We start from the raw sequence: 19,820 nt of genomic DNA, 5'->3' as shown, positions 1-19,820 counted from the left end.
AGGATTCTTCTTGATTTTTCATAGCAGCATAAGCGCTGTATGTTCCTATCTATTTATCCATCGACCTCTTACAGATATACGGGTTTCACACATACCGGCTTGGATACGCCTGTGCTGTGACCTGTGTATTTCAGGCGGCCGCTCTCCTGATCCACCGTAAAGGTAACCATGTTGTTTGTATCACGGTTAGCCGCAATCAGCAGTTTACCATTCGGTGTCAATGCGAAATGACGCGGGTGCTGTCCCTCTGCGGAGACATGCTCTACCAGGCTCAGATGACCTTTGTCTGCATCTACTGCAAATACGACGATGCTGTCATGTCCACGGTTGGAACCATATACAAAACGGCCATCGTTCGAAACCGTGATCTCAGCAGTAGTATTCTCAGCGCCATCATAGCCGTCAGGAAGCGTTGAAATATTGGAGATTTCAGTCAGCGTACCCGCAGCTGCATCATACTTGTAAGATGTGACAGACGAATCCACTTCGTTGATCACATAGGCAAACTGACCATTCGGATGGAAGGCCAAGTGGCGTGGTCCTGCGCCCGGATGAGTTTTCGTTTCGCTGTGAAGCACCAGTTCATTGGTGTCTGCGTTAATGGAGTAGATCGCAATTTTATCTGCGCCCAAATCCTGTACCATCATATATTTACCATCCGGGCTGAAGAATGCCGAGTGCACATGTGGCTTGTCCTGACGCTCAGGATGTGCCCCGTGTCCTTCATGTTTCTTCTCGTCCAGAAGTGCTCCAACTTCACCATTGTCTGTAAGGGCTTGAAGTCCTACCAATCCACCGTGATAGCTGGACAGGATCAAATATTTACCGGAAGGGTCACGCTGAATGTGGCATGGAGGAGCAGAGATGGAGTCTTTGCGATTGAGCAAAGTCAATTTACCCGTCGAAGGATCTACGCTCAGTGCTACCGCTTCAGACATTTTATTGCCCTCGGCAGACACCGTTTCACCAATCGCATATAGCTTGTTTGCTTGCGCGTCCACGTTAACAAACGTCGGGTTTTTCACGCCCGCAATGCCGTCCAGCTTCGCCAGACTGCCTGTATCCTCATTTAATTCATATGCGTAAATGCCCTCATTTTCCGCTTCGGCATAAGAGCCGACTAGTACGAGCAAGCGTTTTGATTCACTCATTACAGTTTCCTCCTCTATGTGTATGTAATCTTGTTGCACCTCTTCTATAATAAATCTGCCATATCAAAATAGCAATCGGACCCCTGCTCACTCTACCGGAGCCTGCCATGTTTAACGCAATGAAATGCGTATCTGTACAAGGATTATGTCCCTATACATTCAACTGTCGAGCATTTCCTGCTATGATAAGATAGGTTTTTCATCTAGAAAGGACTGAACAGATTGTTTACCTCGTTCTTCATTACGCTCTATCATGTGTTCCTACCCATATCCTTGCCCGTCATTGGCGGAATATTGTTAAAACATTTCAAGGACTGGGATACACGGCCGCTTTCGGCATTTTCACTCTATATTTTAAGTCCTGCGCTTATCTTCCATACCCTGCTACACGCAGAGATTACCTGGACGGATGTTACAAGCACTTTCTGGTTCTCTATCCTCAACTTGATCGCCCTCTGGGCTCTGGCTGAGATCATAAGCAGAATCTTTGGTCTGGGTGCACCTGAAAAAGCAGGACTGACCCTCGTCTCCACATTTACCAACTGTGTGAACTACGGGCTCCCGCTTGTGTTGCTTGCCTTTGGTCAACTTGGACTGGACAAGGCTTCGGTCTACGTCATTGGACAGATGATTATCGTCAATACGGTAGGTATTTTCTTTGCCGCAAGATCCGAATTCACGGTAAAAAACGCGATGCTGTCCGTATTCCGCATGCCTACCATCTACGCAGCTGTGATCGCAGTCATCATGCGGAGCTCGGGCATTTCCCTTCCTGATGCTCTGGATGGGGGCGTTTCGATGATGGCTACCGGTTATTCTCCTATTGTCTTGGCGATTCTGGGCGCTCAGATGTTACGACCCAAAGGAGATACAGCACCTTGGCAATCGAATGTTCGTAAGGCTTTTTGGGCCGGAATTGTTGTCAGGCTGGTTGCAGCACCGATTTTAGCCTGGCTTATACTGAAAGCACTGCAAGTAGAAGGAACATTATTCCCTGTGTTGCTTATCCTCGCCTCGATGCCAACCGCAGTGAACGCTGTTATTTTGGCTGAACAGTTCGGTGCATCTCCGCAATTTGTATCCCGCTGTATTCTGTGGACTACCGCTGTTTCCATGGTCTTCCTGCCAATTATGATTGTGATGTCTTCCTGATCAGTACAGACGCCGTGCTAAGGCCTGAAGCGTTTGCCGCTTGGCGGCGCTTCTCCAGCCGGCGTTCATGCCGCCGATGAAGAGCTCTAACATAGAAGTATTTGACGACAAAGTACGAAATGAATCCCAAAATTAACCCAAGCACACTCATACCTGCCAGGATATCAAGTCCACCGAGCAGCAATTCACTTACCGCTGACCAGTTTCCATGAAACAGTTCCCTCCATGCGCTCTCATGCATAGGTCCCTGTCCCATACTGTGCGCTGGCAAAATCCATGAACCTATCTGTTTCGCAAGTGGCATAAGAATAATCGGCAGAAATGTCAATTTGCCCACCACGTTGCCTACAATGGCCGCTGGCATGGAGCCGCCAGACAAACGAACGATCGGATAAAACACAAGATAAATCAGGGATGCAGTCGAGATTACGATCAGTTCGAGACCGAATCCTATAGCAAATCCGGTAGATACTTTATGAGCACCACCCGGAGCACGTAAAAGTTTGAGAAAATTCAGTTTCATTGCACGAGTCAAACGTGCCATTCGATTGGGTTTGCGCTTCTGGTTTTTCATCCTGAATTTCTCCTTATTTGCACAAATGACGAATCATGTCGTCTACCCACCAATTATATCACACTGCGTCAGCTCCAGTGGTTACAATCACCGGACAGGTTTCCATCCTCACATTGCCAGATACTGCCCGAGAGATCATACAGGATGCTTCTGCCTTATGCGCCAGCTTCTCGGCCTTACTCAGATCCGATTCGGATGTATCTTGTGGAAGCACGATTCGCGGCCTGTGTACGATACGTTCATACGTAAAGATGTTATTGGTCACATCCACCGTTGCCTCCGATTCCAGCGTCAGCTCATCAGGAGTAATATCTGAACGCTCCAGCATCGCCGCAAGGGTAATCAGGTAACAGGTTGCCGCTGCCCCCAGTAGCATCTCGTCCGGGTTCGTTCCTGTACCAGGGCCGCCCATCTCCTGCGGGATCGAAATGACGGTTTTCAAACCTCCTGCATCAATCGTGCCCTCACTGTTACGTCCGCCATTCCATACCGCCTTTAAGTGAAACGGATGTTTCATTGTCATCGATCCTTTCTATGATAAGTCGAACTAAATACTTTTACACCGACACTCCAATGACAGAATAAACCTCCAATCGCTGTTATCCCCAGATTTTTTTGGATTCCCTTTTCCAAAGGGAAAAATCCGGTGATAAAGGCGAAGCGTATGCTTCCGATGTTAGCTTTCTTTTAAGAAAGCTTTTAGCTCCGCTTTTTCAGTTTTTCTCTGTCCCCTCCGTTAAAGTGTAAATAAAGAGTTTAACTTATAAATATTCATTTGTAATATTCTGACTTCCTTTACGATCACACACGTATACACGGAATTTGAAGCTCTTTCAGTGCGTCAACATGTTCATCCTGCACACCCTGATCGGTAATGACCTTTCCAACACTCTCCATGCCAGCTACTCTTGTAAAAGCTTGAATGTTAAATTTGCTCGAATCGGCTAGCAAAATGACCTCGTCAGCAATATGAATCATTTTCTGCTTTACCAAAGCCTGTAGTTCATTCGACTCGCTGATGCCCTTGGTCAGATGTACGCCTTTGCAAGACAAAAACACTTTATCCACATGATACGCATCCAGCGAGCGCTCTGCGAGCGGCCCGACAAAGGATAAGGATTTGGAGGCAAGCTGTCCACCTGTAGCAATGACGCGAATCTGTTCTTTCGCGCTTAGCTCCGCGGCAACTTTAATTGAATTGGTTAATACCGTCAGCGGAATATTGGGCAGTCCAGCTGCCATATACCACGCGGTAGTACTTGCATCCAAAGCAATCCGGTCACCGGGTTCCACCAGTTTCACCGCTTCACTTGCAATGCGGCGCTTCTCATCGGCATGGGCAACAGCACGCTCGGGATACGGAATCTCGGTTTGCGATTCATCCTTGTATTTCACACTCACCGCTCCACCATGCGAGCGTCTGAGCCTGCCCGCCTGCTCCAGCTTGTCCAGATCACGGCGAATCGTTTCTTCGGTCACTCCACAGCGCTCACTAAGCTCAGTGACACGCATGCTTCCATGCGCATCCACCCATTCCACAATTTTCTCATATCGTTCCGCAACGAGCATCTTCATTCACTCCAAACCGTTAATATACCAGTTAATCCTGTTACCCATCATACCATAGAGCAGTTGGAAGGAGAATTTCACACATCTACAAAAAATGACGTCCATAAACATCCATGCATATGTAAAAAGAGGAGGCTTGCGCCTCCTCCATCCAGTCATTCCGATAAATTATTTATCCTCTGCCATAGGGAACCAACCCGGTGTGTGGATAATTGCATTCCACAATCCATCAGGAATCACCAAACGCTCTTGATCGGATTTCGTCAGAATGGTCTCAATATCCTCTTCACGTCCGCTTTCAATCTTCTCGACCCAGTCTGGCTCGATGATCAGCTCACGTCCAATCGCAAGCAACGGTACGCCGGTTTCCAGCGCTTCTGCTGCTTCATCGGCGGTATGAATCGATCCAACACCAATTACAGGTACTTTACCGCCAACACGATCCAGGATAAATTCAATTCTGGCACGTGTATCCTCTTCACCACGTCTTGGCTTCGACCAGAACTCATTCAAGGAAACATGCAAATAGTCGAGATTTTTATCTTTCAAAGCATCAACCAGTGCATACGTATCCTCCATTGTTAGTCCTGGCGTTTCTGGCTCTTCCGGCGAGAAACGGTAACCCACGATAAACGGAAGTTTAGTATGCTCGGCAACGACACGCTGTACCTCATCTACAACGGCTAATGGGAACGCCAAACGTTTCTCTACACTGCCGCCCCAGCGATCTTCGCGCCGGTTGGAATGTGGGGAGAAAAACTGCTGAATCAGATAACCATTCGCACCATGAATCTCAATACCGTCAAAACCAGCTTCAATCGCACGGCGAGTCGCTTCACCGAAATCACGAATGACAGAAGTAATCTCTTCATCCGTCATTTCTCTTGGTTCCGGTGAACCTGGGCGTTCACTTGCGACTGCACTAGGTGCAACCACTTGTCCCGCAGGAACGGCTTGTTCCGGAGTCAGACGGCCTGCATGGAACATTTGCAGTACGGCAACAGAACCTTGCTGTTTAATCGTTTCAGCCAGACGTTTCAGTCCAGGCACAAAGCTGTCATCATAAGAGCCGAATTGTGCAGGGAAGCCGATACCGTTAGGCGTAACATGTGTTACCGCTGTAACCGACATGCCAGCCCCACCTGTGCGACGTGCATAATATGCAAGCTCGGCATCAGATACCGTACCATCTGAATTAGAGGACATATGAGTCATAGGAGCAAGCACGATCCGGTTTTTCAGTGTAATGCCGCTGCTTGGCAGTGAAACTTGTTCAAACATTTTCGAATACTTTGGATTCATTCGTGGTTCCCTCCTGATATTATATCTCTTTAAATAGATATATGGATATATACATTCAACTACTGTAATTATTATAGTTACGTTTCAACTCAATTGCAACTTTTCTTTTTCCATTCCTTGTCAGCCTACAACGGAAACAATGACACAACTAAAAAAGGACAGAGTGTCCTCAGACGCCCCATCCTGTTATTAACCATTTCCAGAGTTCAGAAACTTAGAAACCATAAACATGAACGTAGCTAAATCTTCAGAAAACCTCGGTAATACCCTAAGCATCCCTCAGTTGAGTCATTCCTCAGTAACTCCGCACGTAAGCCAGCTTCTGATCCATCTCTTCCACACATTCATAACAATCATGTTCGTCGTTCGCCACCATCGGCGTGACCGGGTATAGATTCATCTCTGTGCGATTGTATGTTTTAAGCAGTGGCAACAACTGTGTAACTCTGGTATTGGCCGGATCAAGCCAGGTGTTGATCTCATCATCCATGAGAATAGCCGGCATCTTGTTTCCAAACTCACGTGTTGCCAGATTCGCGCCAGCCATGAGCATCGTACAGGTGCGAAGCGGTTGCTTGCGGGTATCTTTCCAGATCTCATACAATCCCGCAATGCCAAAAAGTCCGCGATCCGGCATGACAACACGCACGGCATAACGCTTCTTGCCTTCTTGTCGCCAGTAATACAGCCCATTGCATGGAATAACACAGCGTTTGGTCTCCACTAACTTATAATACGCGGGGTTTTCATGCACAGTCATTAAATTAGCATTCACCGCATCCCTCCCCCAGAACGGAATGAATCCCCAACGAAATTCATCCAGCACACGTTCTCCATCCTGATGCAGAATGATCGGCGTATGTTGCGTTGGACTGATATTATAGCGATTTTTATAGTAATACATGACTCGTTGTACCTTGAAATGATCCCGAACTTCATCTAGATCAGCCGCGAGTGAAAAACGTTCGCACATCCCTATACACTCCTTTTTCCTAGTAAGGTTGAGTGTATTATTTGTGAGTTAAGGGAATTTATGCATACCTTCCCAAGACAGAAAGCGACTTGTTGTGACAACATTCCTTTATTGCACAGGTTTTTTCCTTTTTTCCATAACAAAAACAACGACTTGAGACTCATTTCAGGTACACATTTCCTTGTTACTATAATAGAGAAAATATACATTTATTGGAGGTTTTAAGTATGAAAAGGAAGTTTTTGATGAGCCTGATGTTTTTTTCTGCGCTTGCGATGTTTGGTAGCACGATCTATGCAGCAACCTTTTTGAATTACGGCTACCCAAGTTCCACCATTCCAATCAAGACCTACAACTATGCTTCTGCATGGCAGGGTCCAATGGATGCCTCTCTTGCCAACTGGAACAATGCGGGAGCCAAAGTGCAATTCGTCAAAACGAATAATTCTCCGAACACGATCACCGCTGGTAATTTCAACAATACCGCTTATGGTGTCAACTACGCTTCCGTCTCCGGCAATCAGGTTGTCAACTTCCGCATCGAACTCAACGCCTCCACGATTACTGCTGATGCATCCAATCTATCCAACTTTATACAAAGTGTGTTCGTCCATGAACTGGGCCACTCCGTCTGGCTTGGGGACAACCCTACAACGAATAGTCCTTCCATTATGTCTTACACACGTAACCGAAATTCCATGACCAAACCGCAAGCCTTCGATATCAATAATGTCAGATCCAGATACTAATCTTTCGTACGTCATCATTCCACTTCATTTATATTTTATTTCCAAGGAGGATTCCAATCCATGAAAAAGAATCGAGTACTTACCTTGCTCGTCTCGTCCATCTTTACCTTGTCTGCCATCGGCTGCTCTCCAGCAACTCCCGCCGCTTCTCCCCCCGATGCTCCCGTCACGATCATCGCATCCGAAGATTATCCCACTTATGGCAGTGTAGATGCCTTGTCCCAACGGGCCGATACCATTGTGAAGGGCAATGTCATCCAAACCCGGGTTGAAGCTTTAGATGACAGGGTACAAGCTGCCTCCCAGGATCAGAACCATATGAATGCAGCGGGAAGTGCAGCAGATGCACAGGTTTCTTTCGACAAAATCTATACGATCTATACGGTTCAGGTGACTGAATCCTACAAAGGGGCTTACACAACCGGGGATCGGCTTGAAGTCAAACAGCTGGGTGGACAATTGGGCAACACCGAAATCGTCAACGATGACAGCTTTAAGCTTATGCAAGCCAAGGATTATGTACTTTTTCTCGAAACATATGCGGATACTCCTGCAAGCCTGCTGAACAGCGTCCAAAGTCTCTATGTGGTCAAACCTGCTTCAAAATCAAACCAAGCCAGCCAGCAATCCCAGTCTGAGGTGATTGTTAGCGCAAATCCGGAGAATGATCTGACGCTCAGCCTGAGCGAATTGCAACAAATCAAAAACAAACAGTCCAATCCGTAACGTATATTTACTCTTTTACCTACTTACTTATTTGATGTCCATCTCAACATGCCGCTCTACATAAGAATAATAAAACGTGCTACCCCAAATACGGGGTGGCACGTTTTTACGTTATCGTTATGATCAAAATCTCTCCATGCCAATGGCTAGCGATTGACAAATACCGGAAGGGTAAACCAGAAACAACTTCCTTCTCCCTTCTTACTCTGAACTCCAATTTCGCCTCCATGCCGTTCCACAATGGATTGAGCGATCGCGAGCCCAAGTCCAGCTCCACCACTACTTTTACTACGGGATTTATCAATCCGGTAAAACCGTTCAAAAATACGTGTCGTTTCTTCCGCTTCAATCCCCTCACCTTGATCCAACACCGCAATTTGCAAAAACGCTCCCTGCTCTGTGGCAGTAAGCATGATTGTGCCTCCTGTAGAAGAGTATTGGATGGCATTTTGCAATAAATTGGAGACCACCCGTTTCATCTGTGCAGGTACCATCATGGCAGCTGGCAATTGATCAGGCAACTCAATCTCCACATTCAGCTCTTTCTCGGCAAGATGGAACGAAAAGCCCTCGAGTGTGCTAAGCAACAACTCATCAACATGATTGGGCTCTGGATCAAATGGCTCCCCTTGGGCCTCCAGACTCGATAGATCAAACAAGTCCTGGATCAGCCCTCCCAGCCTCTTCGTTTCAAGGCGAATCGTATTCAAATAACGCCTGAAGGTGGCTTCATCCTTAATCACATCATCCTTCAGCGCTTCGACAAAGGCCTGAATCGAGGCCAGTGGTGTACGTAAGTCATGAGACACATTCGCTATCAGCTCACGCCTGGCCGATTCGGATTGATGAAGATCGTCAAAACTATCCTTCAGTCTGGAACTCATTTCATTAAATTGCTGTGCCAGCAGTTTGAATTCCTGTGGCCCGATGAGAGGGACTTCCGTATGGAAATCCCCTTCGGCTACCTTCACTGTACGCTCGGTAATACGAGCTATTGATTTTTCCAATGGCTTCGTTAATACATACTGGAGAACAAACGAAAGTAAACCTACCCCGGCCGTTATACCCGACAGCCAATACAATTGATCGATGGTGAGCAGCATTTTGGAATAACTGACGAACAAACAAATCAACAATACCCCGATGCCCAGGAGACTGGACAATACCAGATACGTGCGTAATTTCATGATGAGCCACCTGCAAACTTATAACCTATACCCCAAACCGTTTTAATATATTTTGGATCGGAAGCATTTTGCTCGATCTTCTCTCGTAATCTTCGAATATGCACGGTTACGGTCGTCGTATCTCCCTCGTAGCTAAAATCCCATATTTTGCTTAACATCTGACTACGCGAAAACACCTGTCCCGGGTGGCTGGCTAGCAAATACAACATCTCAAATTCAGTAACTGTCAAGTCAATCAGCCGTCCGTCAATCTCTACCTCACGTTTCACAAAATCAATGGTCAGCCCTTCATAACGAATCGTATGTGATGAATGAGTGGCAGGCGACACCTGTACCGTTCGCATTCTGCGCAATATCGCTTTGACACGCAGAACGAGTTCTCTCGGACTAAATGGCTTGGTCAGATAATCATCTGCTCCCATCGTCAGACCCATCAGTCGATCCTGCTCTTCCCCACGAGCAGTCAGCATAACAATGGGTACATCCTCGTATTGCCGAATCTCATTACAGATTTCCCATCCATTTTTATGTGGCATCATCAGGTCCAGCACAATCAGATCTGGCGTGTGGCTGCGCCACAACTCAATCGCCTCCATACCATCCTTAGCTGTCACCACGGAATAACCTTCCCTTTCGAGGTACCTGCGACAAACGTCTGTAATATTACTGTCATCATCGGCAACCATGATACGCTCATTCAATGAACTCACCCCATATTCAAAACAAGCATCTGGCATCATCATATCACAGGGCAAGGATCATGTTTCAGTATTATTGATCTGCCTTACTTTCAATTTTTTACGTTTACTTCGTTACCTTCACTTCATGGCCTTCATCGGCATCATGTATTTGGAAATGACCATATCCGTTACATATGTGTTGCCCTCATGAATCATGGGCATTGACTTCAAGCTAACCTGCATGCCGTCTACCATCATTTTTGTAGAACCAACCCACACTTTAATGGTTTTAGCTGCAGGCATCATAGCACCTTCCATCATCATGTCGTCCTTCATCATCATGTCATTTTTCATTTTCATATCGTCTTCCATCATCTTGTCGTGCATGTTGTCCATATACATTAACGTTACCGAGCGGTCTTTGCTGTCCCACATAATGCTGTAACCATACATTTTTGCCGCCTGTCTCAATTGCACAAGTTCCATGCCATCCTTTTTAATCATTTTCATCTCTGTAGCGCTTGCACTTGCTAATCCTGAAAAGGTTAAAGACATCATCAACACCGCTGCCGCAATCATTTTTTTGCTTTTGCTTGTTTTCATCATTGTTATCACTCTCCATGGTTTAGTTGCTTGCATGAACTACAATAAGGAAAACAACTTACGATTCTCTAAGCAAAATGTTACGAAACCATTACGATGTAATTTGTGGTATCATCCTGTCACAAAAAACGGTTGAAGTCCCTCTCCGCGAGAGACTTCAACCGTTTTATTCGTTGCTACGTCTTTTTTTTCGCTTGCCTCACATTTAGTTCACTCGAATAAAATCAGCCATGGATCGAACCTGGGCCGCCCCTGGATTCGAATTGACATCTGCTTGCTGTAAACCTTCTCTGGAGATGAACTTCACCTTTACCGGAAACCCGGGAATCAGATCAAAGAAGTTATCCGAGAAGACCCCTTCAACTTCCGAAGACATCCACACCTGCTTGGCAAGAACATCACTTTCCAGCAACAGATGTACACCCTCCTCATCCGCTCCTCCGCTGACTTTGATGCTCGCAGGCTGAAGCGCAAGCTCTTTGGCAGGCACGAAGTAATGCTCCTGGACAATGTCTGTTACTCCCTCTTGACGGAGAGCGATCCGCAGTAGCGTCGTCGTAGCATCATGCCCTTCAAGCCAGTCTGCATTACGTAAGGACAACAACTTCTCACCTGCATTGGGTGCTACGTTTACTGCAAAAGTCTCTTCCCAGTGCACCGTGCCATCGAATCCAATCAATTGAACTTGAAGCTCCCCCTCCACCTTCTTCAATAGATCAGAAACCACATAGATATCTGTGACGTCTTCTTTGGTACCATCCACGGAAACCAATACATCATTGAAACTACGTTTCGCATAATATTGCAATGCCTTCCAGCGACCAAGATAGTCCATACCCGCCCACGAAGCGACAGGCCAGCAATCATTCATTTGCCAGTAGAGCGTTCCCATACAGTAAGGTTTGCGGCGGCGGTGGGCTTCGATTGCGGTTTTCATCGCTTCCGCTTGAAGGACCTGACTCATATACAGGAAGGATGGGAAATCCTTCGGTTCATGCAAATACATATCCATATACTGCTTGATCAGCCGATTACCCGCACCGTTCTTCTGATGTGCAAGCATGACCTCCGACTCCAGCGCCAAGTCTTTTTCCTCCGCATACGTGCGTACCGACTTGTATTCCGGAAACGACTGGAACCCATACTCACTCATAAAACGGCCTACATAAGTATTGTAATTCTCAAAAGGCTCGACATTGTGCCACACGCCCCAATAATGGATATCCCCTTCCGATGTAGACGGATGAGCATGCTGTTTTTCGTCTCCTGTCAGCGATACGATAGGGGAAGAAGGCCAGTAGTCGATACCAGGTGCATACGCTTCGACCACTTCTGGCAGTAGGTCATGGAAAATGGCCTCATAGTCCGCCCAGATGCGTTCGCGCTGTTCGGCATTGTAATCCTTTTTCCAGCCCCAGCCACCGTTTTCATTATAATGCGCCCAAGCCGAATCAATCTCATTGTTGCCACACCACAGTACAATACTCGGATGGTTACGCAGTCGTTTCACATTGTCAATCGCTTCATGGCGGACACTGCTCAGGAACGATTCGTCACCCGGATACATGCTGCACGCGAACATAAAATCCTGCCACACCATGATACCGTATTCATCACACAGGTCGTAGAACACGTCCTCTTCATAAAAGCCACCGCCCCATACACGCAGCATATTCATGTTGGACTCCGCTGCCGATATGATCTCATGCATGTACCGCTCTCGTGTCACTTCGGTGATAAAACTGTCATTCGGAATGTGGTTGGCTCCCTTAGCGAACACCGCAACTCCGTTCAGTTCAAAATAAAAGGAAGCTCCGGCTTCGTCCGGGTCGCGAACAAGACGGATGGAGCGAAGTCCCGTTTTGACCTCATACGCTGCGACCGCACGGTCACCTTGAAGTACTTCGGCAGCAAATGCATACCGATACGCTTCACCCAATCCGCGGCTCCACCAGAGCTTAGGATTCTGAATCGAGATCGGGATCTCTACCGTATGGGAGCCTCCTTGCAAAGATATGGCCTTCTCCCAGCGTTGACCATCTGCGCCTACGCGAATAACGGTATCTATAGGCTGAGAAGTTTCCACCTCTACCACGGCGGTGACTTGTGCCGAAGTGGCATTCACTTCATTTTGACGGATAAATAAATCATTAATTTTCACATCTGTCCATCCCTCAAGCCTAACTTCACGCCAGATGCCACTGGTGACAAAACGTGGACCCCAATCCCAGCCGTAATGATATGGCGCTTTGCGAGCAAAGATACTTACTCGTTTATCCCCGAGACCGCCCACGTCAGATTGATCATTGGATGCAGGCAAGGCATATCCCAGCTTCTCCAGCTTCGGTAAATCCTCCTGAATGGGAGAACGAAAATGAATGCGAAGCATATTCCCCCGTTCCTTTACCAATGCTTTTACATCTGCCTTCCATACTCGAAACATGTTATCCGCAGACAACACATGTGTGTCATTCACATATACATCCGCATACGTATCCAGTCCGTCGAAAACAAGTTCGAGATGCTCCTGCGTATATAAAACAGATTCAATATCGAACGTTGTACGATACTCCCAGTCCTTCTTGTCGATCCACTGCACTTCCTTCTCATTTGTCCCGTAAAACGGGTCAGGAATCTTGCCTAATCTCAGCAGATCGGTATGTACGCATCCAGGCACCTGAGCCGGCATCCATTCCTGATCCTCACTAGCCTTGAACGTCCAGTTTTCAAATCGTTGCGATAGGTTTGTGCTCATGACAGCCTCCCATGTCGTTAGAGTAACCAACGTATTTTGTTAGGTTTTGTTATTATATAAGCAAACAATTCACAAAACAAAATTAACATGTTAGCCGTATAACAGTCAATGCATTTGGTCAATTAAATTGTTCTATTATCACTGCAATCACAAAAAAAGACATAGAGATTTACTTTCCATGTCTTTTCCCTTCTATTTTGTTTCCATCCCGCTAAGAAGGTCCACAAACCACAAACCTTACCTGGCTACTTCCGTAACAAATGATATTCCTCGCGCATAATGATGTCCGCATGAATCAGCTTACGCTCATATGGAACCTTCGGATTGCTAATGCGCCACAACAGCTGATCTACAGCACGGGCTCCGAGATGTTCCTTATGAATATGTGCCGTAGCCATAATAGGATCATCTGCACGTGTATTATCGAACCCTGTTACCGCACACTGTTCAGGCACCCGAACGCCTCGACTTGACAAAGCCTCAATGATAATGAATGCCGTATGGTCATTCGCGCAGACGATCACCTCCGGAATATCGTCGAGCTTCAGCTCTCTGATCGTCTGTTGCATCTCCCCGTACTCCTGCACGAGCAGCCCCGCATGCTGTTCTGCCTGTAACTGCATTTCTTCAAGTCCCATCCGGTACCCGAGCCACCGTTCCCTGAAACTAACCGCATCGGGTAGCTGTCCAGCAAACTGAAAACGTTGATAACCCTTTGCTGCAAGCATCAGGACTAACTCTTTCATGCCTTTCACATTGTCAGTAAATACAGTATCCGTATGTATTGCCGAATCCTCGTGATCGACCATAACGAGCGGAATGCGCATGCGATATATTTCGAGCAGCACTGGCGTTGAGATCGTGCCTACCGTAATGACACCCCGAATGGCGTCAGGATTGAGAACCGAAAACATATGGTCGGAGGAAGGTTCTGTCAGTGTCAAAATATCCATGCCCTGCTCATTCAAACGCGCTGAAATCCCGTCGAATACAGGCCCCCAATACAAGGAAGATCGATTTTGAGAGCGTATATTCGGAAACAAAATCAATATGGTACCTTCGTGTTTCTTCCCCTCGTTTCTGCTGGATGATGTATGAGAATCCACTGCATTATATTTTGGCTCTATTTTAAAATAACCCAGCTGCCCTGCGGTTCTAACAATCATCTCACGTGTGTGCTCACTAACCCCTGGTTTACCCGTCAGTGCACGGGAAACTGCGAACTTGGATACTCCTGCAGCATCTGCAATCTGCTGCATGGTCACTCTTTTTCCCATCTTGCTCACCCGATTTTCCTGATATTTCATCCAGTGTAGCATAAAACCCCGAATGAACAAAACATGTTTTGTCCATTCGGGGTTTGTTAGGTTATTGTAGCAAGGCGGAATAACCTGTAACTTCGTTTATCTATCGTTTATTTATGGGCGACTGTCTTCAACTAAACATGGTTAGATGAACCAACAGATTCGCTTCACACTATAACGCCGGGCGCTTTCTGCGTCTGAACACATGCAGCGGCAGTTTGATATCCGTAATCAATACGCCAGCCAGCATCAATGCCGCTCCGCAGTATCCTTGCAACGTAAGAGACTCTCCCTGAAAAATAAAAGCAAACGCTGCGGCAAACAGCGGCTCCAGCGAAAAGATCAGGCTCGTTCTCGTAGGTGAAGCGTGGCGCTGGGCAAAAGTTTGCAAAATATAACCAAGCCCACTGCATAATACTCCGAGTCCCAGGATCGATGCCCATGATTCCGGCGTATCTGGCAACTGCGGGGTTTCAAACACAAATGTAGCAACGGCCCCTAAAAGAGCTGCTACACCAAGTTGAACCATTCCTAGTGTAAGTGGGTCATGCCGCGGTGTATATTTACCGGCTAGCAGAATATATACGGCGTAAACCAGTGCCGCTACAATACACAACAGATCCCCAAGGTGCAAACTCATCTCATGCTGAAGGGTCAATAGCCCAAGCCCTGCTACTGCGACCACAATACTGACACTAAGACGTTTGTCCGGCAATCGTCGGCGTAAGAGAGTCGTTAATATCGGTACAAAAATGACGGCCAAACTGATTAAAAACCCCGCCTGAGAAGCCGTCGTTCGCTGTACCCCATAGGTAATGAATACAAACGCAGCAAACAGCGCTGTACCCAGCATGCCTCCGGCAAGCAACGTCCCACGGTCTACACTTCTCAAACGGCGGTGAAAGAGCAGCCCCGCCGCTACAAAAGCGATTCCAAATCGCAAAGCAATCAAATTTAGTTCTTGCATTGAAGCTAGTCCCGATTTCATAAACAGATAAGAAGAACCCCAAATAACGGTTGCAAGCAACATCTGCACGTCTGCTCTTCGTGATGCCTGAATCTGATTTCCCTGTACCCCATTCATCTAACTTCTACCTTCATTCTTCAATAATAGTCTGAGCTACGTTATATATATGTACTAAACTAACTCGCCTTGGCAAGTATAAACGATCTCTTTGCATTATAAAAATGAATATTTATAATAGTTAATATGAAATAAACTCATGTATAGAAATGTGGATTAATCTGGAAGGGAAGTACTATAACATGTCGCTAATTAAATACGAAATTCTAAACACGGTAGTTGAATATGGCAGTCTGACCAAAGCATCCGAGGCCCTGAATATTACACAATCCGCCGTCAGCCACGCCATCGCCAGTCTGGAAAGCGAATATGGATTCTCCCTGCTGCATCGCAGCCGCTCAGGTGTCCGGGTCACCGCGGAAGGTGAGCGTATTCTCGGTTATACTCGTGAAATCATCCGCTGGGCCGAACTAATGAACCAGGAAATCTCCCTGATCCGCGGTGCCGAGATTGGCACGGTACGAATCGGGACATTTGCTAGTGTATCGACCCAGTGGCTGCCGGGTATTCTCAAGCAGTTCAGACTCCGTCACCCCGGAATTGAGATTAAGCTGTGGGAGGGTGACTATGCCGAAATTGAGAACTGGCTCGCCAGCGGGGCCATCGACCTTGGGTTCTTGTCTCTTGGCGACTCGTCGCCATTTGAAACGATCACATTACAAAAAGACAGGATGATGTGCATCCTGCCTCTGGATCATGCGCTGGCTTCAGAGAAATCGGTATCTTTTGAAGTTTTGCTAGAGCAGCCTTTCATTCTTCCCAAATGGGGCGGCGACAACGAAATTGAACGTTTGATTCGTCAGCATGCTGCCAAATTAAATGTTGTGTACGAGGTTGCCGAGGATCAGGCTATTATGGCCATGGTTCGTAACGGACTTGGCATCAGCCTGCTTCCCGAGATGGTGCTGCAAAATCATACGGAATCACTCGCGCTCGTGCCACTTGCAGGTGACCCTTACCGGATGATCGGTTTAGCTTGTGCTTCACTTCAAAACCTTTCGCCAGCCGCACGTCGTTTTATTGAAGATGTCCAGCAATGGCTCATTTCAAACAATTAAATATTATTCCCAGACCCGATCTAGCTGGTCTGCATAGTAGCGTATCGCCCGGCTGTAGTCCATTATTCGCGAATCCCCGGAAGTATCCGCGAGCTGAACAAGCAGCCGCTGCATTGCTTCTGCGTGTTCGCCGAGATTATAGAGCACCATGGCATAAAATACCTCAAATTCCCGGTGCTCAGGAAATTCCGATATTCCTGCCAGCAGCCATGTTTTAGCCTGCTCGTTTTGCCCAAGCGTACGATAAGTACTCCCTAGTCCGAGAATTGCACCAGCCCGATCTTCTGCCGATAGTTCCAGCTGCAGTGCTTTTTCATAATAAGGCACAGCCTCACGTTCCAATCCTAGCGAGTCATGTGCCCATGCGAGCTGATACCAGCCTTCTCCATTCTCCGGCTCAAACTCGGTAATTTGGTTCAAAAGCTCAATTGCTTCCCTCACTTTGCCTTCCTGTCGCAGGCAGATCGCTTGTTGCAAATCACTCATGTTGTTGTCACATCCAATAACCAATAATATAGTTCCTGAGCATAATTCTTTTTACTACTTACATATATTAAGCATAACTTAACGCATAACAAAATGCACACTTTCGAAAAAGAGGGACAACCAGGGTTGTCCCTCTTTCATTCAAAAGGTGCGTTCAGAAGAACATGAGTGCCCTCCTATGATTCTGTTTCAAGACCACGTGGTGTTCGCAACCATTACAATAAATATGAGCATGAGATAATTGACCGAGATCAAAAAGTTAACCTTCGCCCACTTCTCATCATCCTGTGTTTTCAATCCGCCGAGTGTATGTACAAACCAGATCACGCTGCTAATCAGAGATACAATCAGAAACACCAGTCCAACGTAATCGAAATAATACAACAGGAATACAGCGGGAATCAGCAAAAAAACATAAGGAATCATCTGTAGCTTGGTACGTTTCACACCTTTGACCACCGGTAAGAGTGGAAAGCCTGCAGCACGATACTCTTCTACACGGCGAATACCTAGCGACCAGAAATGAGGAGGCTGCCACAAAAATAACAGTGCGAACAACAGCCAGGCTCCTGCATCGATTGCATTCGTTACGGCAGTATACCCAATGACAGGTGGCATCGCCCCTGCAATTCCGCCCAGCGATGTACTCCATGTCGATGATCGTTTTAGCCACATCGTATAGATCACGATATACGCAAACCAACCGAGTGAAGCCATCCAGCCGGATAACGGATTCACCAGTAGGAACAATATCGCCAAACCAGCAACTCCGAGCACCAAGCCATAACCAAGAACAAATCCAGGTTTCAGATGATTAATGTAATCCATCCTTTTTTTCGTTCGTTCCATCTTTTGATCCAGCTCACGGTCCCAATAATTATTGATGACACAAGCCGAAGCAATCACGAGCGTCGAACCAATCACGACCATAAGCAGAGATATCCATGCGATATCCCATTGTGAAGCAACCCAGAAACCGACGGCGACCGCAAATACATTCAACCTTAACAGTCCGGGCTTGGTTAATGCAATCATGTCTTTAAGCATCAGAAGCCTCCTGAATGATGTAAAAACGCCATTCCTATAATGATACATGTACCACCAACGAATTACAATCGCTTTCAACCATTTGTCATAACAAAAAGCACTCTTCACCGTTTAATTGAACGGAAAGAATGCCTTTTGTTTATTTGAATGCTACCTTTTTCAAGCCATATTTTACGGGCCATTTTATACTTTCGTCTGGATTGATCTCTGTTTAAGGAATATACTGTTGTACGATTTTAATTACTTTTCCATCTTGAATCGTCAAGTGGTAAGGAAACACAGACATATCCAAAATGCGTTTATCCCCATACAGCGACTCAAACTTGGTCAAGCTCACGGGTTCATTCCACTGAATTTCTGCCCCTTGAACCGTACCATCACGGTCATACAGTTGCATGAGAACGTTGGCGTCAGATTTGACCTCAACCTGTTCTTGTTCTTTGTTATCATTAACAATATAATAACCGTCAGGTGCTTCGTCCATGCCGGCATCCGGATTTCGTTGTTTGAAAATGGTATTGGCTTCCTCGCCCTGATACCAGCCGATTTTATCTACAGTCAACATTAATTTACCGTCTTCCACACGCATCCCGTCAATATAAGCCGTATACACTTCAGAATTGGACAACTGAGCCTTATTAGCAGAAGGTGACTGAACATTGGTACGCTTCTCTGCATTTGCAGGGGTAAGCAAATATGTAGTCAGCACGATGATGCCTAGTAAAGCCACTGCTGCACCGATCATCCGATATCTCCATTGTTTCGCCGCGTTTTTCATGCCAGCATCTCTCCTTATTTCATACGTCTCTTCAATTATTAAACGAAAGCTTTTCTTCTCAAACGGACACGCCAAACATTAACCATTCGTTTATGTTGTACTTATCATACGTCATTGCACTTTCTGAAAAGTATCAGCCAGATTAAAAATAGTTACAATTCACGTCATCACTCCCAAGCTTGTCCACCCGTTTACATGGAGAAACCCCAAATCTGCTACGTTCGGGGTTTCCGCTGCATCTATATTAATCTATGCTTGTACCATCCATTTATGCCTGAACTTCTTTAATGACTTGTTCTGGTGTCTTGCGCCAAACGAACCAGCATATGAGCCAGCATATGGCGTTCCTCTTCTTTGCCTACGTTCCAGAGTTCCTGTAAGAGCTTCTCTTCCCGGTTGCGCGGTTCTTCGTTAGCCGCCAGATGATCTGCTACTTTTTGTGCAATTTTAGCCATTTGTTCTTCACTTAAACCGATGGATTCGCCCATGGCAATCCGTTTACCGAGGTATTCTTTGAATGCATCAAAATTTTGTAAAATGTGGTCTCTTTCCTCCGGTGCAATCTTTTCGATTGCGTTGTCTACCTGATCTGTGGAAACCTGCCCGTCTTTGTGGATCACATGATTTTGTTCATTCATGCTT

Annotated in this window: 20 protein-coding genes; 4 read left to right on the top strand and 16 right to left on the bottom strand. The window is 46.4% G+C overall.

Annotated elements, in window-relative coordinates; genetic code table 11:
* Positions 1-68: 68 nt before the first annotated feature.
* Complete coding sequence (locus M3629_RS05400) at positions 69-1,151, bottom strand: lactonase family protein (protein ID WP_251503198.1); 1,083 nt, start codon at positions 1,149-1,151, stop codon at positions 69-71.
* A gap of 222 nt (positions 1,152-1,373) precedes the next feature.
* On the opposite strand from M3629_RS05400, the gene M3629_RS05395 reads away from it, so the two are divergent.
* Positions 1,374-2,303, top strand: coding sequence for an AEC family transporter (locus M3629_RS05395; RefSeq protein ID WP_251503197.1), 930 nt, complete (start codon positions 1,374-1,376; stop codon positions 2,301-2,303).
* On the opposite strand, the gene M3629_RS05390 is transcribed toward M3629_RS05395, so the two are convergent.
* The 5 genes from M3629_RS05390 to M3629_RS05370 all read right to left on the bottom strand — a co-directional run bounded on the left by M3629_RS05390 (position 2,281) and on the right by M3629_RS05370 (position 6,721).
* The gene (locus M3629_RS05390) at positions 2,281-2,877 is read right to left on the bottom strand and encodes a DUF2062 domain-containing protein (protein ID WP_090920818.1); all 597 of its coding nucleotides are present in this window, start codon (positions 2,875-2,877) and stop codon (positions 2,281-2,283) included. The genes M3629_RS05395 and M3629_RS05390 overlap by 23 nt on opposite strands.
* 58 nt (positions 2,878-2,935) lie before the next feature.
* Positions 2,936-3,394 carry an OsmC family protein gene (locus M3629_RS05385; protein ID WP_251503196.1) on the bottom strand — a complete coding sequence of 153 codons (459 nt, stop codon included), beginning with the start codon at positions 3,392-3,394 and terminating at the stop codon, positions 2,936-2,938.
* A gap of 284 nt (positions 3,395-3,678) precedes the next feature.
* Positions 3,679-4,446 (bottom strand): DeoR/GlpR family DNA-binding transcription regulator, encoded by a 768-nt coding sequence (locus M3629_RS05380; RefSeq protein ID WP_251503195.1) that lies wholly within the window; start codon positions 4,444-4,446, stop codon positions 3,679-3,681.
* A gap of 168 nt (positions 4,447-4,614) precedes the next feature.
* Positions 4,615-5,748, bottom strand: a complete 1,134-nt coding sequence (locus M3629_RS05375) for an NADH-dependent flavin oxidoreductase (RefSeq protein WP_154985831.1) — start codon at positions 5,746-5,748, stop codon at positions 4,615-4,617.
* A 295-nt stretch (positions 5,749-6,043) separates the two neighbouring features.
* Positions 6,044-6,721: an SOS response-associated peptidase gene (locus M3629_RS05370; RefSeq protein WP_251503194.1), complete on the bottom strand. Its 678-nt coding sequence runs from the start codon at positions 6,719-6,721 to the stop codon at positions 6,044-6,046.
* A gap of 227 nt (positions 6,722-6,948) precedes the next feature.
* Here M3629_RS05370 and M3629_RS05365 point away from each other — a divergent pair, with 227 nt between their 5' ends.
* A complete protein-coding gene (locus M3629_RS05365) occupies positions 6,949-7,470 on the top strand; it encodes a hypothetical protein (protein ID WP_251503193.1) in 522 nt (173 codons plus the stop codon).
* Between the two features lie 60 nt (positions 7,471-7,530).
* Positions 7,531-8,196 carry a hypothetical protein gene (locus tag M3629_RS05360; protein ID WP_251503192.1) on the top strand — a complete coding sequence of 222 codons (666 nt, stop codon included), beginning with the start codon at positions 7,531-7,533 and terminating at the stop codon, positions 8,194-8,196.
* 146 nt (positions 8,197-8,342) lie between these two features.
* On the opposite strand, the gene M3629_RS05355 is transcribed toward M3629_RS05360, so the two are convergent.
* From M3629_RS05355 to M3629_RS05330, 6 genes are all read right to left on the bottom strand, one after another.
* Entirely contained in the window at positions 8,343-9,383 is a 1,041-nt protein-coding gene (locus M3629_RS05355) for a sensor histidine kinase (protein WP_251503191.1), read from the bottom strand.
* Positions 9,380-10,084, bottom strand: a complete 705-nt coding sequence (locus M3629_RS05350; RefSeq protein ID WP_251503190.1) for a response regulator transcription factor — start codon at positions 10,082-10,084, stop codon at positions 9,380-9,382. The genes M3629_RS05355 and M3629_RS05350 overlap by 4 nt, the downstream gene beginning before the upstream one ends.
* A 117-nt stretch (positions 10,085-10,201) precedes the next feature.
* Positions 10,202-10,669, bottom strand: coding sequence for a stalk domain-containing protein (locus M3629_RS05345; protein WP_251503189.1), 468 nt, complete (start codon positions 10,667-10,669; stop codon positions 10,202-10,204).
* Between the two features lie 202 nt (positions 10,670-10,871).
* Positions 10,872-13,421, bottom strand: coding sequence for a beta-mannosidase (locus M3629_RS05340; protein WP_251503188.1), 2,550 nt, complete (start codon positions 13,419-13,421; stop codon positions 10,872-10,874).
* Between the two features lie 245 nt (positions 13,422-13,666).
* A complete protein-coding gene (locus tag M3629_RS05335) occupies positions 13,667-14,698 on the bottom strand; it encodes a LacI family DNA-binding transcriptional regulator (RefSeq protein WP_251503187.1) in 1,032 nt (343 codons plus the stop codon).
* Between the two features lie 199 nt (positions 14,699-14,897).
* Entirely contained in the window at positions 14,898-15,809 is a 912-nt protein-coding gene (locus M3629_RS05330; RefSeq protein ID WP_251503186.1) for a DMT family transporter, read from the bottom strand.
* Positions 15,810-15,991: 182 nt separating this feature from the next.
* On the opposite strand from M3629_RS05330, the gene M3629_RS05325 reads away from it, so the two are divergent.
* A complete protein-coding gene (locus M3629_RS05325; protein ID WP_251503185.1) occupies positions 15,992-16,867 on the top strand; it encodes a LysR family transcriptional regulator in 876 nt (291 codons plus the stop codon).
* Positions 16,868-16,870: 3 nt separating this feature from the next.
* Here the strand turns inward: M3629_RS05325 and M3629_RS05320 are convergent, their stop codons facing one another.
* The 4 genes from M3629_RS05320 to M3629_RS05305 form a co-directional block, all read right to left on the bottom strand.
* Complete coding sequence (locus M3629_RS05320; RefSeq protein ID WP_251503184.1) at positions 16,871-17,353, bottom strand: tetratricopeptide repeat protein; 483 nt, start codon at positions 17,351-17,353, stop codon at positions 16,871-16,873.
* Between the two features lie 189 nt (positions 17,354-17,542).
* Positions 17,543-18,400, bottom strand: coding sequence for a heme o synthase (gene cyoE / locus M3629_RS05315; protein ID WP_251503183.1), 858 nt, complete (start codon positions 18,398-18,400; stop codon positions 17,543-17,545).
* 211 nt (positions 18,401-18,611) lie between these two features.
* Entirely contained in the window at positions 18,612-19,178 is a 567-nt protein-coding gene (locus M3629_RS05310; protein WP_251503182.1) for a hypothetical protein, read from the bottom strand.
* 284 nt (positions 19,179-19,462) lie between these two features.
* The gene (locus M3629_RS05305) at positions 19,463-19,816 is read right to left on the bottom strand and encodes a DUF3243 domain-containing protein (protein WP_123066707.1); all 354 of its coding nucleotides are present in this window, start codon (positions 19,814-19,816) and stop codon (positions 19,463-19,465) included.
* Between the last annotated feature and the right edge of the window lie 4 nt (positions 19,817-19,820).

Origin of the sequence: Paenibacillus polysaccharolyticus (genome assembly GCF_023714295.1) — a bacterium.
Taxonomy (GTDB): Bacteria; Bacillota; Bacilli; order Paenibacillales; family Paenibacillaceae; genus Paenibacillus; species Paenibacillus polysaccharolyticus_A.
Note: the sequence above shows the minus strand (reverse complement) of the source record. Positions and strands in the feature narration are given on the sequence as shown.